At 72.2% G+C, this 16,549-nt stretch carries 16 protein-coding genes; 11 read left to right on the forward strand and 5 right to left on the reverse strand.

Features of this window, described 5'->3' with window-relative positions:
* Positions 1–13: 13 nt before the first annotated feature.
* The 6 genes from ACQP1N_RS11170 to ACQP1N_RS11195 all read left to right on the forward strand — a co-directional run bounded on the left by ACQP1N_RS11170 (position 14) and on the right by ACQP1N_RS11195 (position 6,105).
* On the forward strand, positions 14–310 hold the full coding sequence (locus ACQP1N_RS11170; RefSeq protein WP_067801725.1) for a hypothetical protein: 297 nt from the start codon (positions 14–16) through the stop codon (positions 308–310).
* A 388-nt stretch (positions 311–698) separates the two neighbouring features.
* Complete coding sequence (locus tag ACQP1N_RS11175; RefSeq protein WP_067801728.1) at positions 699–1,772, forward strand: sugar ABC transporter substrate-binding protein; 1,074 nt, start codon at positions 699–701, stop codon at positions 1,770–1,772.
* Positions 1,773–1,890: 118 nt separating this feature from the next.
* Complete coding sequence (locus ACQP1N_RS11180) at positions 1,891–2,676, forward strand: ATP-binding cassette domain-containing protein (protein WP_067801732.1); 786 nt, start codon at positions 1,891–1,893, stop codon at positions 2,674–2,676.
* Positions 2,677–2,687: 11 nt separating this feature from the next.
* Positions 2,688–3,974: a sugar ABC transporter permease gene (locus ACQP1N_RS11185; protein WP_433230966.1), complete on the forward strand. Its 1,287-nt coding sequence runs from the start codon at positions 2,688–2,690 to the stop codon at positions 3,972–3,974.
* Positions 3,975–4,120: 146 nt separating this feature from the next.
* Positions 4,121–4,879, forward strand: coding sequence for an ATP-binding cassette domain-containing protein (locus ACQP1N_RS11190; protein WP_067801769.1), 759 nt, complete (start codon positions 4,121–4,123; stop codon positions 4,877–4,879).
* Positions 4,879–6,105, forward strand: coding sequence for an ROK family transcriptional regulator (locus tag ACQP1N_RS11195; protein WP_067801735.1), 1,227 nt, complete (start codon positions 4,879–4,881; stop codon positions 6,103–6,105). Before ACQP1N_RS11190 ends, ACQP1N_RS11195 begins: the two co-directional genes overlap by 1 nt.
* Here the strand turns inward: ACQP1N_RS11195 and ACQP1N_RS11200 are convergent.
* Positions 6,077–7,306, reverse strand: a complete 1,230-nt coding sequence (locus ACQP1N_RS11200; protein WP_067801737.1) for a lysylphosphatidylglycerol synthase transmembrane domain-containing protein — start codon at positions 7,304–7,306, stop codon at positions 6,077–6,079. The genes ACQP1N_RS11195 and ACQP1N_RS11200 overlap by 29 nt on opposite strands.
* Before the next feature lie 185 nt (positions 7,307–7,491).
* Positions 7,492–7,761, reverse strand: coding sequence for a hypothetical protein (locus tag ACQP1N_RS11205; RefSeq protein WP_067801740.1), 270 nt, complete (start codon positions 7,759–7,761; stop codon positions 7,492–7,494).
* Positions 7,762–7,893: 132 nt separating this feature from the next.
* Between ACQP1N_RS11205 and ACQP1N_RS11210 the strand changes: the two genes are divergently transcribed.
* The gene (locus tag ACQP1N_RS11210; RefSeq protein ID WP_067801742.1) at positions 7,894–8,595 is read left to right on the forward strand and encodes an HAD family hydrolase; all 702 of its coding nucleotides are present in this window, start codon (positions 7,894–7,896) and stop codon (positions 8,593–8,595) included.
* Here the strand turns inward: ACQP1N_RS11210 and ACQP1N_RS11215 are convergent.
* From ACQP1N_RS11215 to ACQP1N_RS11225, 3 genes are all read right to left on the reverse strand, one after another.
* A complete protein-coding gene (locus ACQP1N_RS11215; protein WP_433230970.1) occupies positions 8,587–9,651 on the reverse strand; it encodes a TRM11 family SAM-dependent methyltransferase in 1,065 nt (354 codons plus the stop codon). The genes ACQP1N_RS11210 and ACQP1N_RS11215 overlap by 9 nt on opposite strands.
* 109 nt (positions 9,652–9,760) lie before the next feature.
* On the reverse strand, positions 9,761–10,072 hold the full coding sequence (locus ACQP1N_RS11220) for a hypothetical protein (protein WP_067801754.1): 312 nt from the start codon (positions 10,070–10,072) through the stop codon (positions 9,761–9,763).
* A gap of 96 nt (positions 10,073–10,168) precedes the next feature.
* Positions 10,169–11,158 (reverse strand): ferritin-like domain-containing protein, encoded by a 990-nt coding sequence (locus ACQP1N_RS11225; RefSeq protein ID WP_242608727.1) that lies wholly within the window; start codon positions 11,156–11,158, stop codon positions 10,169–10,171.
* Positions 11,159–11,369: 211 nt separating this feature from the next.
* Between ACQP1N_RS11225 and rimP the strand changes: the two genes are divergently transcribed.
* The 4 genes from rimP to infB all read left to right on the forward strand — a co-directional run bounded on the left by rimP (position 11,370) and on the right by infB (position 16,549).
* Positions 11,370–12,062, forward strand: a complete 693-nt coding sequence (gene rimP, locus ACQP1N_RS11230) for a ribosome maturation factor RimP (RefSeq protein WP_433230975.1) — start codon at positions 11,370–11,372, stop codon at positions 12,060–12,062.
* 25 nt (positions 12,063–12,087) lie between these two features.
* On the forward strand, positions 12,088–13,137 hold the full coding sequence (gene nusA / locus ACQP1N_RS11235; protein ID WP_084263174.1) for a transcription termination factor NusA: 1,050 nt from the start codon (positions 12,088–12,090) through the stop codon (positions 13,135–13,137).
* 40 nt (positions 13,138–13,177) lie between these two features.
* The gene (locus ACQP1N_RS11240; protein ID WP_067801761.1) at positions 13,178–13,444 is read left to right on the forward strand and encodes a YlxR family protein; all 267 of its coding nucleotides are present in this window, start codon (positions 13,178–13,180) and stop codon (positions 13,442–13,444) included.
* 108 nt (positions 13,445–13,552) lie between these two features.
* Positions 13,553–16,549: a translation initiation factor IF-2 gene (gene infB / locus ACQP1N_RS11245; protein ID WP_433230978.1), complete on the forward strand. Its 2,997-nt coding sequence runs from the start codon at positions 13,553–13,555 to the stop codon at positions 16,547–16,549.

The raw sequence follows: 16,549 nt of genomic DNA on the forward strand, positions 1-16,549 counted from the left end.
TGAGGAAGCAAGGATGACGCCTGACGATACGGGAACGGCCGCGCTGTCGAAGACGCGGATCGAATATCTGGAAGAGCTCGGCGGTGAGCTGGTCAAGCGCGGCCTCCGGGTGCGTCTTCTCCTGCCCCGCGGCCAGTCGCCGAGCCTGCACGTGGTGAACCCGGACGTCTCCGCCCTCACCGAGAACATCCTGGTGGAGCAGGGCGCCGGCGGCTGGTGGTACTGGTGGTCGTGGGCCGAGCGCATCGCCGCAGCCGACGACGTCACCGCCGCCGCCGACCGCGTGGCCCGCGTTCTCGCCGCCCGCTGAGGGCGCCCGCCGCCGGGGCGGTCCTCCCGCACCGTCCCGGCGCTCTCGCACGCCCGTCCGCTGCGCCGCCCACGGGACCGGCGGTTGGCCGGGTGAATGTTGAGGCGCTAAACATTTCGCCGACCTTGGCTGTCGCAGGAACGCGTGGACGGTGGACGCCGCTCGCCGGCACCGGGCCCGTCATGTCGCGTTCCACCCTCGTTGATCTCGTGTTATGTGATTGTTACCGCGCACAACAAATCAGCGAGCCGACGGGTCTGGCGTTCCGGGCGGGCGCGACATAAGTTGCGGGGCACAACATTCACGCCGGTGAACGTGTGACCTGGCTCATCGGCATGGCTTACCCCCCGGCCGCGGCACGCGGCCACCCCCAGAAAGGACCCGGGCAATGCGCAAGGGGATCCTCAGCCTGACGGCCCTCACGACAGCCGCGGCGCTCAGCCTCACCGCGTGCGGGGGCGACGACAAGGGCGGCTCCAGCGGATCGGCCAAGGGCAAGGTCGGTGTGATCCTGCCTGACACGACCTCGTCCGTCCGCTACGAAAGCTTCGACCGGCCGTACCTGGAGCAGGCGTTCAAGGCCGCCGGCGTCGACTACGACATCCAGAACGCCGAGGGCTCGACCCAGCGCTTCCAGACGATCGCCGACCAGATGCTCACCAGCGGCGTCACGGTCCTGATCGTGGACGGCCTCGACTCCAACTCCGCGGCGGCCGTCCAGCGCAAGGCGCAGGCGCAGGGCGTCAAGACCATCGACTACGACCGCCTCACCCTCGGCGGCGTCGCCGACTACTACGTATCGTTCGACAACGTGAAGGTCGGCGAAGAACTCGGCAAGGGCCTGCAGAAGTGCCTCGGCGACAAGGCCGCCAACATCGCCTACCTGAACGGCGCCCCCACCGACAACAACGCGACCCTCTTCGCCAAGGGCGCGCACAACGTCCTCGACCCGGTCTCGAAGTACAAGAAGGTCGCCGAGCAGCCCGTTCCGGACTGGAAGGCCGAGAAGGCCGCCACGCTCTTCGAGCAGATGTGGACCGAGCAGCACGGCGAGATCGACGGTGTGCTCGCCGCGAACGACGGCCTCGGCGGCGCGGTCGTCTCGATCCTCAAGAAGAACAAGGAGGCCGGCAAGGTCGCCGTCACCGGCCAGGACGCCACCCTGGAGGGCCTGCAGAACATCCTGGACGGCAACCAGTGCATGACGGTGTACAAGCCGGTCAAGCAGGAGGCCGACGCCGCCGCCAAGCTCGCCGTCTCACTCATCAAGGGTGAGAAGGCCGAGACCAACGGCACGACGAACGACCCCGTCGGCAAGCGGGACGTCCCGTCGGTCCTGCTGAACCCGATCGGCGTCTTCAAGGAGAACGTCAAGCAGGTCGCCGACGACGGCTTCGTCAAGAAGGAAGACCTGTGCAAGGGCGCCTACGCCGCCAAGTGCAAGGACGCGGGCATCCAGTAGCGAGCCCACGCCGACCTCGTGGCGGGCCCCGCACCGCTGAGTGCGCCCCGGGTACCCGGAACCCGGGACGCCAGGGGCCCGCCACGGGCAGGACACAGATCCTCGCGGAAGGAAACACGTGGCTGAAAACGGAGACCCCGTCCTGCGCCTGACCGGGCTCAACAAGAGCTTCGGTGCCGTCCATGTGCTGCACGACGTGGACTTCACCGTGCGGCTGGGCGAAGTCATGGCCCTCGTGGGCGACAACGGCGCCGGCAAGTCGACCCTCATCAAGTGCATCGCCGGGATCCACCCGATCGACTCGGGACAGATCGAGTTCGCGGGCCGCCCGGTGACGATCGACGGCCCCCGCACGGCGTCCGACCTGGGCATCGAGGTCGTCTACCAGGACCTCGCCCTCGCCGACAACCTCGACATCGTGCAGAACATGTTCCTCGGCCGGGAGCGGCGCAAGGGCATCGTGCTGGACGAGTCGTCGATGGAGGAGGCGGCGCGGGAGACGCTCGCGAAGCTGTCGGTCCGGACCGTCAAGTCCGTCCGCCAGCAGGTGTCGAGCCTGTCCGGCGGGCAGCGGCAGACCGTCGCGATCGCCAAGGCCGCGCTGTGGGAGTCCAAGGTCGTCATCCTGGACGAGCCCACCGCCGCACTGGGCGTCGCCCAGACCCGGCAGGTGCTCGACCTCGTCCGGCGTCTCGCCGACACCGGGCACGCGGTCGTGCTGATCTCGCACAACATGAACGACGTGTTCGAGGTCGCCGACCGCATCACCGCCCTTTACCTCGGCCGCGTCGCGGCGGACGTCGCCCGCTCCGAGGTCACCCACGGCCAGGTCGTGGAGCTCATCACCGCCGGCCGTTCCGGTGATCTCGGCCTCGCGCCGACGACCGCCGCCGAGAGCATCTGAAGGGGGAGCAGGTGTCCACCGACATCCCCGAAGGCAGGGAGGCCGCCGTCATGAAGCTGGCGGACTCCGACTTCGCAGGCGACCGCCGCGAGCACGACATGAGGTCCGCGGCGCTCGACTACCTGAACAAGATCAAGGCCGGGGAGCTGGGCGCGCTGCCCGCCATCCTCGGGCTCATCTCGCTCGTCGTGCTGTTCACCGCGCTGAAGCCGGACACGTTCCTCAGCAAGGCCAACCTCGCGAACCTGTCCACGCAGGCGATGCCGATCACGATCCTCGCGATGGGGCTCGTGTTCGTCCTGCTGCTGGGCGAGATCGACCTGTCCGCCGGCGTCGCGAGCGGGCTGTGCGCGGCCGTGCTCGCCAAGCTGATCACCGATGCCGGGCAGCCCTGGTACGTCGCGGTGATCAGCGGCGTGGCGATCGGCATCGTCATCGGCACCGCCATCGGCTGGCTCGTGTCGGTGCTGCGGATCCCCTCGTTCGTCGTCACGCTGGCGTTCTTCCTCGGCCTGCAGGGCATCACGCTGCGGCTGATCGGCGAGGGCGGAACGGTGCCCGTCCGCGACGACGTCATCGTGGCGCTGTCCAACACGAACATGCCGATCTGGCTCGGCTGGCTGCTCGCCGCGCTCTGCGCCGCCGGCTACGGCGCGACGCAGCTGCTGCGCTGGCGCCGCCAGCACGTCCGCAACCTGCACTCCAGGCCGCTGCAGTTCGTCCTCGCCCAGTGCGCCGTCGTCGCGACCGCCCTGCTCGGCTCCACCTATGTGCTCAGCCAGGACCGTGCCGTCAGCCCGCTGATCTTCCTCGGCGGCATCCCCTGGGGCGTGCCGCTCGTCGGCGTCCTGCTGATCGTCTGCACGTTCGTGCTCGGCCGCACCGCCTACGGGCGGCACATTTACGCCGTCGGCGGCAACGCCGAGGCCGCGCGCCGCGCCGGCATCAACGTCACCCGCATCCGGATCTCCGTCTTCATGATCGGATCCGGGCTGGCCGCGATCAGCGGGATCGTGGCCGCGTCCCGGCTCAACTCGGTCGCCACCGACGCGGGCGGCGGCAACACGCTGCTGTACGCGGTCGGCGCGGCCGTCATCGGCGGGACCAGCCTGTTCGGCGGCCGCGGCAAGGCCCGCGACGCCGTGCTCGGCGGCCTGGTGATCGCGATCATCGAGAACGGCCTCGGGCTGCTCGGCACCAAGGCCTACCTGAGCTTCCTCATCACCGGCCTCGTGCTGCTGCTCGCCGCCAGCATGGACGCGCTGGCCAGGCGGCGGCGGTCGGCCGCCGGGCGGTGACATCTATGCGGGGGGCGGAGGACGGCTGGGAGCCGGTGGCCCGCACCATCGGCTCTCCGGCCCTGCCGGGGGGCGCGGCTGATACGCTCACTGACCACGACCGCCTGGCGCGCGGCGGCGGTGCGGCACGGTGGGAGCCCCTCGGCATGTCAGTGACGCCAGCACTGGACCTCCGCGGCATCGACAAGAGCTACGGGTCCGTGAAGGTTCTGCACGATGTCGCGTTCTGCGCCCACCCCGGCGAGGTCACCGCGCTCGTCGGCGACAACGGCGCCGGCAAGACGACCCTCGTCAAGTGCATCGGCGGCATCCATCCCCCCGATCGGGGCGAGTACCGCTTCGAGGGAAGACCGGTCCGGGTCGGCAGCCCGCGCGACGCCGCCCGCCTCGGGATCGAGATCGTCCACCAGGACCTCGCGCTCTGCGAGAACCTCGACATCGTCCAGAACCTCTTCCTCGGCCGCGAGCGGCGCCGCGGCCTCGCCCTCGACGAGGCCGCGATGGAGGAGATGGCGCGCAGCACGCTGTCCGGCCTCGCCGTCCGCACGATGGGCTCGGTCCGGCAGCGGATCGCGACCCTGTCCGGCGGGCAGCGGCAGACCGTCGCGATCGCCCGCGCCGTCCTGTGGGACAGCAAGGTCGTCGTGCTGGACGAGCCCGCCGCCGCGCTCGGCGTCGCGCAGACCCAGCAGGTCCTGGAGATCGTCCGGCGGCTCGCCGACAGGGGCCTGGCCGTCGTGCTGATCTCGCACAACATGAACGACGTCTTCGCCGTCTCCGACCGGATCGCCGCGCTCTACCTCGGCCGGATGGTCGCGCAGGTCAGGACGGCCGACGTCACCCACCGGCAGATCGTCGAGCTGATCACCTCCGGTGTCAGCGGAGAGCTGGGGCTACGCCGATGATGAAGGCGGGCCCGTCACAGGAGGACATCCGGCGGCACAACCTCGGGACCCTGCTGCGTTTCGTGCACCTGCGCGGCCCCGCGTCGCGGGCGACGCTCGCCGAGTCGCTCGGCCTCAACCGCAGCACGATCATGGCGCTGACGTCCGACCTCACCGCCGCGGGGCTCGTCCGGGAGGAACTGCCGCGCGGCCCGGGGCGCCGCGCCGGGCGGCCGTCCCTCGTCGTCCGGCCCGAGTCGACCCGGGTGTACGTGCTGGCGTTCGAGGTCGGCGTCGACCGGCTCGTGGTCGCGCGCGTCGGGCTCGGCGGTGTCGTCCTGGACCGCCGCGAGGGCGTGCGGGCCCGCGGCTCCGACCCCGCCGAGCTGCTGGGCGTGCTCGTCGCGGGCGCCCGGTCCCTGGTCCGCAAGGCCGAACGCGACGCCGTCTGCGTGGGCGCCGCGCTGGGGTTCCCCGGCATGGTGCGCCGGTCCGACGACACCATCGTGTTCGGGCCGAACCTCGAGGCCGGCGACCTCCGGCTCGGTGACGCGCTGTCGCGCCGGCTCGGCCTCGGCATCCCCGTCTCGGTCTGCAACGACGCCAACCTCGGCGCCCTCGCCGAACATGAGCGCGGCGCCGGAGTGAACTGCGACAACCTCATCTACCTGCACGGTGACGTCGGCGTCGGCGGCGGCATCATCGCGCACGGCCGGCTGCTCGGCGGCGAGGAGGGCTTCGGCGGCGAGATCGGCCACATGATCGTCAATCCGGGGGGACGGCCCTGCGCGTGCGGCTCCAAAGGCTGCCTGGAGGCGGAGGTGGGGGAGCGGGCCCTGCTGCACCACGCCGGCCGCGCGGAGATGCCCGGACAGGCGGGGCGGGACGCGGTCCGCGAGGTGGTGGCGTCCGCCGACGCGGGCGACATCGTGGCGCGGGAGGCGCTGCACCGCGTCGGCACCTGGCTCGGCCTCGGCGTCGCCAACCTCGTCAACGTGTTCAACCCCGGCATGGTGGTCTTCGGCGGGACGCTCCGCGACATCTATCTCGGTGCCGCCGCGCAGATCCGCAGCGTCCTTGCGACCGGCGCGCTCGCCGCGCCCCGAGAAAAGGTCAAGCTCCGCACCACCGCCCTCGGCGACGACACCACGCTCGTGGGCGCGGCCGAGTTCGCCTTCGCGGAGGTCCTGGCCGACCCCGTCCAGGTGCTGGCCCGCCTCAGAGCCCCCGAAGACAGCCCGGTGTGATCGCGTCGCCGCAGCGGCGGATCTCGGGGGTGCGCAGGGGGACCGCGGTATAAGGGGTGACGAACGCGAAGGCCATCATGCCGTCCATCAGGAGGGCGCCGGCGGTGGTGAGGCGGCCCTTGACGCGGGCTCCCAGGCGGCCGTGTTCGTGGAGGACGCCCCAGGCCATCCAGCCGACCGCGACGACACCCCAGTACGACACGAGCCGGTAGAGGCCGACGGCCGCGGCGGCGGGTGACAGCGTCGCGCCGAACGCGACCAGCGACGCGGCCATGCTGCCCTCGATCGCGCCGAGCCCGCCCGGCAGCAGCGGTAGCACGCTGCCCGCCGCCTGGGCGGCGAAGTAGGCGAGGGCGATGCCGTTCGGCGAAACCTCGATGCCCACCGCGTGCGCCGCCGACAGCAACGCGAGGATGTCGAACCCCCAGTTCAGCAGGGCGAGTGCGGCGAGTGCCGCCCAGTCGCGGCGGGCCGGGCGCAGGACGTCGCGGACGCCGGCCACCCGCTCGGCGTGCGGGGCGATCCCGGGGTGGGCGAGCGCGGCGCGGTAGCCCCGGCGCAGCGGCGCGGTCACCAGGGCGCGCAGCGACGGCCGGCGCAGCACGGGGACGAGTGATACCGCCAGGATCAGCGGCAGGCCCAGCGCGATCAGCGCAGGCCCGCGGGCGTGCGGGTCGGCGAGCAGCGCCAGCAGGCCGATCAGCGAGTAGGCGGTCGTGGTGATCACGCCGCCGGCCAGGATCACCGCCGTGGCGAGCTGAGCCGACGCTCCGCCCCGCCGGAACTGGCGGAACGTGTAGACGATGCTCACCGCCGGGCCCGCGGGCAGCGTGGTGGACAGTGCGTTGCCCGCGTACGTGATCGCGAACGCGCGGCGCAGCGGCATCCGCAGCCCGCCGATGCGCAGCAGCCGGCGCTGCAGCCGGGCGAACGCGCCCATCGACCCCGCCACGGCCAGGACGACCATGGTGAGCCAGCCGGGATCGGCGTTCGATGCGGCCGTCCAGATGGCACCGAGGTCGGGAAGCTCGTCCCGGTAGAGGGGGAGGAGGGCGAGGGCCGTCAGGACCAGTGCCCACTGGACGAGCAGGCCCGCCTTGCGCCGCCACCAGGGGCGCCGGTCCTCCCGCTCGTCATGGGGCGGGAAAGGGGATTCGACGTCGGCGGGGGGATCAGCCGGTGCCGTGACTGTCTCATGCATGTCCCGGTCACCTCGCAAGCTAGCCCGCATTGCGCAACCTACGGCCCACCTATGACATTCCCGCCGGTGCGGAAACGAACCGCAAAGGGGCCCGTGTCACACGCGTCACCGGCGGCCGTGATCGGCTGCCGGCCAGGGGGCTCGCCCCGGCGCCCGCACCCGGCCCGTGCGGGCGCCGGATGCGGTCAGGGCCGGCGGGTGGGGTGCACGGCGTCGGCCTCGGCGGGGGTGTCCGGATGCGGCCGATCCCGGTCGCCCGGCCTGGCCGCCTCCTTTTCGTACTCGGTGATGCTCAGTCCGTCCCGGCTCTGCTCGGGTTCCTCGATGACCAGGTCCTCGGGCGGGTCGGTCACGTACTCCTCGGTCAGGCGGATCTGCTCGTCCTGATCGTCGTCGCCCATGTGGTCGATGTCCGCGCGGAAGTCGCGGGACTCCCCGGGCTCGCGTGCCCTCATGGATTCCTCCCGGTTTGTCGTGATTTCATGTGATCGGACCGGTATCCCCGCTGACCCGGCCCCTACTCGCGGACGGCGACGAGCCCGCCGAGGACACCGGCGTACGCCGTCCGGGTGGTTACGATCCGGTGCATGGGCGTACAAGCTGTGATCTTCGACTGGGGCGGCACGCTGACCCCCTGGCACGACCTCGAACTGGCCGACATGTGGCGCGCGATCTGCTCCGCCCACCTGCCCCCGGAGACGGTCGAGAGGGCCGCCGCCGCGCTCGCCGACGCCGAGATGGAGCTGTGGCGCCGCGGCACCGAGGAGCACCGCAGCGCCACGCTCGACGAGGTGTTCGCGATGGCCGGGGTGGAGCCCACCGAGCCGCTCCTCGCGACGCACTTCGAGACCTGGACCCCGCACACCCACACCGACCCCGCCGTCCCCGGCCTGTTCCACGCCCTCCGCGAGCGGGGCATCAAGATCGGTGTCCTGTCCAACACCATCTGGTCCCGCGAGTGGCACGAGCGCGTCTTCGTCCGCGACGACGTCCTCGGCCTGCTCGACGGCGCCGTCTACTCCAGCGAGATCCCCTGGACGAAGCCGCACGCCGAGGCGTTCCGCGCCGCCATGGACGCCGTCGGCGCCACCGACCCCGAATCCTGCGTGTTCGTCGGCGACCGCCCGTACGACGACATCCACGGCGCCAAGTCCGCCGGCCTGCGCGCCGTCCAGATCTGGCACCAGACCACCCACACCTTCGAACGCCCGGGCCTCACGCCCCCGGACGCGCTCATCCACGGACTGGACGAACTGCTTCCGCACGTGGAGCGGTGGCATTCACCGTGAGGGTTTCGCGGCAACGATCAGGTCGCGGGAGATGGCCTGGTCCACGCGGTGGCGGAAGTCCTGGTAGGCGCCGGAGTCCCGGACGTCGAGCCCGCTGGAGGTGAGGATCTCGGCGAGCTGCTCACGGCGGCCGACGAAGGTGTTCCAGGAGATCCCCATCGCGCCGCCCGGACGCAGCAGCCGCGTCCACTCGGGCACGGCGGCCGTCAGCAGATCGATCGGGCTGCGCGACAACTGCGGCTTCCCCTTGCCGCCGGGCCCCGCGCCCTTGGGACGGCTCCCGTGCTGGACGCCGTACGGAGCGTCGGTCACGATCAGGTCGAACGAGGCCGGGCGGAAGAACTTCCCGGCCAGCAGCGAGTCGGCGTTCACGACGGTGATCTCCATCGTCTCGCCGCTCTTGTAGCGCTCCTTGGACGCGCCGAGCGTGACGTGGAGACGGCGCCCGAGGACCGCCTTCTCCCGGCGGACGCTGGTGATCTCGGCCTGGTGCTTGACCCGGTTGTTCTTCAGCCAGGTCTTGATGAAGGCCGAGTAGGCGTCGAAGTCCTTGCCGTCGATATCGATCCCCGCGGCGTCCAGCCCGTACATCATGGCCTGGTTGAGGGTCGTGCCCCGTCCGCACATGGGGTCGAGGACGCGGGGACGGCCGGTCACCAGGTCCATGGGCGAATCGGTCGCCATCGCGGTGACGTTCAGCAGCAGCTTGGTGAAGTACTCGTTCGTCTTGCCGGAGTACTTCTGGATGGTCAGCAGGTCGCTGCCGAACACGTCGAGGGGCCGGAGCAAGACCGGACGGAGCAGCCCGTCCTCGATCTGGAACAGCGCGTAGAGCGACGACAGGTTCGACAGAAGGCGCACATCCTGGTCCGACAGGTCGTCGGCGGAGAACGTCACGTACGGGACGCCGCCGATGGCGGTCTCCTGAATGTCGCCGACGCGTCCGCCGAGGGCCTGTTCGCTGAACACCGTCAGCTCGGCCTTCACCAGGCGGGAGGCGGCCTGGGCATAGACGCGGTTGTGCGAGGGAGAGACGAGGAGGCCGTACGCGGTCATCTGGCGAACTCTACTGGTGACAAGAGGGGGACCGCCGGGACCGGTGGACCCGGCGGTCCCCGCACGGCCCTTGGGCGGGCCGTTCCTCCTCTGTCAGGCCGCGCGGGTGTCAGGCCGCGTGGGCGGGACGGTTCGGCCCGTCCCCGGCGGGGAGCTCTGCCCTGGCCCGGCCTTCCACCGCCGGCGGGACCTCCGCGGCCGGAAGGTCCGGCAGGTGCCGCGCGGCGGCGTTCAGCAACTCGGCCACCCGGCTCTTGAGGCTGGCGAGGTCGGCGCGCGCCACGTCCGCCTGCGCCTGCGCCCTGCGCGCCTGGCGCCGTGCGGCGTCACGCTCGGCCGCGAGCCGGTCGAGCTGTTCGCGGTAGGTGTCCCGCAGCTCGTCGAGGGCGCTGCGCCCGCCGTCCTGCGGAGTGGTGGTCACGTTTGGGCTCCTCCCCCGAGTGGTCCCTGTGGGTAGTCCCTGCACCACCGGGACCAACGCGATCGATCGGGCGCATTGTTCCCATCGTGCGGAAGATCACTCCCCCGGTTCGGGACGCGGCGACAGGGCCGCGGACGGCAGCCCGGGGAAGGCGTCGCGCGGCGCCGGGACGCCCGCCCGGGAACGCCAGCGGGCCGACCGCGCCATCGCCCGCTGCGCGCTGTCGGCGGCGAACGCCCGCAGATCCGGGGAGGAGAGCCCGGCGAGGCCGACGTAGGCGGGGACGAGGTCGTCCTCCAGCACCACCGCGAGCCGGGCGGCGCCGCGCGCGTCGGTGACCTTGACCGGCAGCCGGTACGCCGGCGCCGCCGCGACCGGCACGGCGGACAGGATCGACACGAGCGCGTCGCGCTGGGCCCGGTGCTCGTTCCACATCTCCTTCGCGGTCTCCCGCAGCGGCCCGCGCAGCCGGGCGCCGAGCACCCCGTACCCGTACACGGCCGCGTGTTCGGCGGCCAGCGCCGTCTGCACCGCCCGGGTGTCGGAGGCGGCCCGGACCGCCGGAGCCCCGCCCTTCACCGTCATGGCGTGGCCCGCCTCGCACGCGCCGATGCTGGCGAGCAACTGGGCCAGCGCAGGGCCCGCCTTGGCGGCGTCGGCCGTCCGTGCCCGCGCCGCGCGCTCCTCCGCACCGCGCAACTCCGCGAGCGCCCCGGAACCGCCGACGGGGATCAGGGGCGCCGTGCCGGGGGAGGGGGTGGCGCCGCCCTGGACCGCCCGGTCGCCGGAGCCGGGCACGTAGTGCCGCTTCAGGACCGCCAGATGCTCCCGGTGGTGCGTGAGGGCGAGGCTCAGGCGCCCGGCCAGCGAGGGGGCGACGGACAGCGCCGCCTCGTACGCCGCGATCAGGCTCTGCTCGGACGCGATCGCGCCGATGAGCACGGACACGTCCGTGCGCGGGGCCGCCTCCGCCGTGCAGCCCGCGAGCCAGGGCGGGACGAGCGCGCCACCGGCCAGCGCGGCGGCCCGGCCGAGCAGGGCCCGGCGTGACACGATTTCCGGCATGCGCGGCACGGCCTCTGGCAAGGGAGTCTCCTCACCCGGTGGTGTGGTGGCGGTGGCCCTCCGCGGTCGCGGGCTCTGGACGCGTCATCAGGCCAGCTCAAGCATTCCATATCCGCCGCGCCGCCGTGCCGCCGGAAAGACCGCTGTGGTCCCCGGCTGTCGATAGTCTTGAGGTGTCGACGGACGAGCGGTGACATCCGCGATCGCAGGCGCAACAACAGAGGGAGGACCCATGAGCGTCGAGTCCCGTGGTGGCCGCGCTCACGGGGGGCGCGGTCCGGGCAGGGGTGCCGACGGCTCCGCGCGCCCGTCGCGCGATGCCACCATCGCCGCGCTGACCCGGCTGCTCGCGCCCGCGGTGAACGCCGCGGGCTTCGATCTGGAGGAGATCGATGTGCGCCCGGCCGACCGCCGCCGGCTCGTCAAGATCGTCGTGGACGGGGACGACGGGGTCAGCCTCGACGACATCGCCCGGCTGAGCGAGACGGTCTCCCGGCTGCTCGACGAGTCCGATGCCATGGGGACCTCGCCTTATGTGCTGGAGGTGACCTCGCCCGGCGTCGACCGACCCCTCACCGAGCCGCGGCACTGGCGCCGTGCCGTCGGCCGGCTGGTCGTCGCCCCGCTGGCCGACGGGAGCCAGATCGAGGGCCGTGTGGTGGCGGCCGACGACGAGGCCGTCGAGATCGACGTCGTCCAGAAGCGCCGGAGCAGGGGAGCCGGGGGCGGCGGGAGGTCCGCCGGGCCGAAGAACGCCGGGCCGGAGACGGTGCGGCGCCGGTTCGGCCTCGGCGAGCTGGGGCGCGGTCGCGTGCAGGTGGAGTTCAAGCACCTCCCCGGGGAGCCCGGGGGGTCGTCCGCCGAGAGCGGCTCTCCTTCGAACCACGCGGCCGAGGAAAAGCGTTCTCCGGCTGAGCCGGATTAGAGGGGGGAACCTCGTGGACATCGACATGACCGCCCTGCGGAGCTTGGAGAGCGAGAAGGACATCTCGCTCGATGTGGCCGTCAAGGCCATCGAAGACGCCCTGCTGATCGCCTACCACCGGACGGAGGGCGCGGCGCCGAAGGCGCGCGTCGAACTGGACCGGGAGAGCGGGCACGTGACCGTGTGGGCGACCGAGACCGACGAGGAGGGCAACGACCTCCGGGAGTACGACGACACCCCGACCGGGTTCGGCCGCATCGCGGCGACCACGGCCAAGCAGGTGATCCTGCAGCGGCTGCGGGACGCCGAGGACGAGCTGACGTTCGGCGAGTACGCCGGCCGCGAGGGCGACATCGTCAGCGGCATCATCCAGCAGGGCAAGGACCCGCGGAACGTGCTGGTCGACCTCGGCAAGATCGAGGCCGTCCTCCCGCCGCAGGAGCAGGTGCCCGGCGAGCGCTACGACCACGGCGATCGGCTGCGCGCCTACGTGGTGCAGGTCCGCAAGGGGCACCGCGGGCCGTCGGTGCAGCTGTCGCGGACGCATCCGAACCTCGTCCGCAAGCTGTTCGCGCTGGAGGTTCCGGAGATCGCCGACGGCACCGTGGAGATCGCGGCGATCGCCCGCGAGGCCGGCCACCGCACCAAGATCGCGGTGCGCTCGCGCAAGCCGGGGGTGAACGCCAAGGGCGCCTGCATCGGCCCGCTCGGCAGCCGGGTCCGCAACGTGATGGCCGAGCTGCACGGCGAGAAGATCGACATCGTGGACTGGTCGGACGATCCCGCGGAGTTCGTCGGGAATGCCCTGTCGCCCGCGCGGGTTTCCCAAGTCAAGGTGGTCGACGCCGACGCCCGGGTCGCCCGGGTGGTCGTGCCCGACTACCAGCTGTCCCTGGCCATCGGCAAGGAGGGGCAGAACGCCCGCCTCGCGGCCCGGCTGACCGGCTGGCGGATCGACATCCGCTCCGACACCGAGCCCGAGCAGGCGCCCGTGAAGACCACCGAGTCCGGCCAAACCGGATCTTCTACGTCAGGAGAGCATGCGACAGGCCCCGCCGACGCCTCGGCGCGGTAGACTCATGAAACGTGGCCGGGCGGCCCCTGTACGTACGTGTGTGGGCTGCCGGGTTCGCACGGTCAAGTCCGACCTGCTGCGCCTGGTGGTGGTCGAGGGCGTCATCGCCCCCGACCTCGACGGGTGCCTGCCGGGACGGGGTGCGTATCTGCATCCCGAGCCGGGGTGTCTCGAGCTCGCGGAGCGGCGTCGGGCGTTCCCGCGGGCGTTCCGCCTGCCGGGGCCGCTCGACGGTGGCATGCTGCGGGAGCGGCTTGCGGCCCGCGCCGCGCGGCAGCAGGATGGCCGAATGGTAAGCGACGTCTAGTCGGAAGCAGGTCGAGATTGCTATGAGCGCTCGATGAGCACGCCGCGATGAGTACGGCAAGTTAGCGACGGTCCGGAGGCCGCACCCCCGGACCGAGTAGGGAGTGCAGTGGCGAAGGTCCGGGTTTACGAACTCGCCAAGGAGTTCGGTGTCGAGAGCAAGGTCGTCATGGCCAAGCTCCAGGAAATGGGCGAGTTCGTACGGTCGGCGTCCTCCACGATTGAGGCGCCGGTCGTTCGCAGGCTGACAGAAGCCTTCTCAAATTCTTCTTCGTCCCCCAAGCAGGGGGACAAGCGGGGCGCGCCGAAGCGACCTTCGGCTCCGCGTCCCGCCGCGCCGCGTCCGGGTCCGCCCGGCGGCGCGTCCGACGGGCAGGGCGCGCGCCCGCAGGCGCCGCGTCCCGCCGCACCGCGTCCGGCGGCACCCCGTCCGGGCCCCGGCGGCTCCGGTGGTCCCGGTGGCTCTGGTAGCCCCGGTGGCGCCGGTGGCCAGGGGGGTGGCGTGCCCAAGCCGGCTCCGCGTCCGCCGGTCCCGCCGGCGCCGAGCACGCCGGTGAACGCGCCCGTGGCGCAGGGCCCGGGTGCCCCGCCCTCGGGTGGTCCCGGCGGCGGCAACCGCGTGCCGGGCGGCCCGAAGCCGGGCCCCCGCCCGCCCAAGCCCGGCCCGCGTCCAGGGCCCCGGCAGGGCGGTGGAGGCGGCGGCCGGCCGCGTCCGGGCAACAACCCCTTCAGCTCGACCAACACCGGCATGGGCCAGGCGCCCAAGCCGGGGCCGCGTCCCGGCCCCCGTCCGGGCGGTGACCGTCCGGGCGGCGGCGGTGCCGCGGGCGGTCCGCGCCCCGTTCCGCGTCCGGGCGGTGCCCCGGGCGCCGGCGGTCCGCGTCCGAACCCCGGCAGCATGCCGCCCCGTCCGGGCGGTCCGCGGCCGAGCCCGATGAACATGCCGTCCTCGCGGCCCGCCGGCGCCCCCGGGCGCGGTGGTCCCGGTGGTGGCGGCCGTGGTCCGGGTGGTGGCGGCGGCGGTGGTCGTCCCGGTGGCGGCGGTCGCGGTCCGGGCGGCGGCGGTCGTCCCGGTGGCGGCTTCGGCGGTCCCCGTGCGGGTGCCGGTGGTCGTCCGGGCGGCGGCGGTGGCGGCTTCGGCGGTCCCCGTCCCGGTGGCGGCGGCCGTGGCCGCGGCGGCACACAGGGCGCCTTCGGACGTCCCGGAGGGCGCCCCGCGCGCGGACGCAAGTCGAAGCGGGCGCGTCGCCAGGAGTTCGAGAACATGCAGGCGCCCGCCGTCGGCGGCGTCTCGGCTCCGCGCGGCAACGGCAAGACGATCCGGCTGCCGCAGGGCGCGTCCCTGACCGACTTCGCCGAGAAGATCGGCGCCAACCCGGCGTCGCTCGTCGCGATCATGATGCATCTCGGCAAGATGGTCACCGCGACCCAGTCGGTCGACCCCGACGACCTGATGTCGCTCGGGCTCGAACTGGACTTCGACGTCCAGGTCGTCAGCCCCGAGGACGAGGACCGCGCGCTGCTGGAGTCCTTCGACATCGAGTACGGCGAGGACGAGGGCGGCGAGGAGAACCTCCAGTCGCGTCCGCCGGTGGTCACCGTCATGGGCCACGTCGACCACGGTAAGACCAAGCTGCTGGACGCCGTCCGGCACGCCAACGTGCAGGCGGGCGAGGCCGGCGGCATCACCCAGCACATCGGCGCCTACCAGGTCGAGACCGAGGTCGACGGCGAGGACCGCAAGATCACCTTCATCGACACCCCGGGTCACGAGGCGTTCACCGCCATGCGTGCCCGCGGTGCCGACACCACCGACCTGGTGGTGCTGGTGGTCGCGGCCGACGACGGCGTCAAGCCGCAGACCACCGAGGCGATCGACCACGCCACCGCGGCGGGGGTCCCGATCGTCGTCGCGGTCAACAAGATCGACGTCGAGGGCGCGGACCCGAACCGGGTCCGGGCGCAGCTCACCGAGTACGGCCTGGTCGCCGAGGAGTTCGGCGGCGACACGCAGTTCGTCGACGTGTCCGCCAAGCAGGGCACGAACATCGACGGGCTGCTGGAGGCGATCATCCTGACCGCCGACGCCGAGCTCGACCTGAAGGCCAACCCCGACATGCCCGCCCAGGGCTCGGCCATCGAGGCCCACCTGGACAAGGGGCGGGGCGCCGTGGCGACCGTGCTGGTGCAGCGCGGCACGCTCCGGGTCGGCGACTCGATCGTCTGCGGTGTGGCCAGCGGCCGTGTCCGGGCGATGCTGGACGAGAACGGCACGAACGTCGAGGAGGCGGGCCCGTCCCGTCCGGTGATGGTGCTCGGCCTCGCGGCCGTGCCCGGCGCCGGTGACAACTTCCTCGTCGTCGACGACGACCGGGTCGCCCGGCAGATCGCCGACAAGCGGGTGGCGCGCAAGCGCAACGCCGAGCTGCTGCGCAGCCGCAAGAGCAGCTCGCTCGAGGACCTGTTCAAGGACCTGGAGCGCGGCGACCGGCAGGAGCTGCTGCTCATCCTCAAGGGCGACGTGTCCGGTTCCGTCGAGGCGCTGGAGGACTCGCTCCTCAAGATCGACGTGGGCGACGAGGTCAACCTGCGGATCATCCGCCGCGGTGTCGGCGCGATCACGCAGGACGACGTCAACCTGTCGCTGGCGTCCGAGGGCGCGGTCATCATCGGCTTCAACGTGCGGCCGGAGCGCAACGCGCAGGAGCTGGCCGACCGCGAGGGCGTCGACATCCGGTACTACTCGATCATCTACCAGGCGATCGAGGAGATCGAGGCGGCCCTCAAGGGCATGCTCAAGCCGGAGTTCGAGGAGGTCCAGCTCGGCACCGCCGAGGTCCGCGAGATCTTCAAGGTGCCGCGGATCGGCAACATCTCCGGCTCGATGGTCACCTCGGGGATCATCCAGCGCAACGCCAAGGCCCGCCTCGTCCGCGACGGCGTCGTGGTCGCCGACAACCTCACGGTGTCGTCGCTGCGCCGCTTCAAGGACGACGCGACCGAGGTCCGCGAGGGCTTCGAGTGCGGTATCGGCGTGGGGTACAACGACCTCAAGCTGGGCGACGTCATCGAGTGCTTCGAGATGCGGGAGAAGCCCCGCGACTGA

This window comes from Actinomadura formosensis, assembly GCF_050948385.1.
In the GTDB taxonomy this organism is placed as follows: Bacteria; Actinomycetota; Actinomycetes; order Streptosporangiales; family Streptosporangiaceae; genus Spirillospora; species Spirillospora formosensis.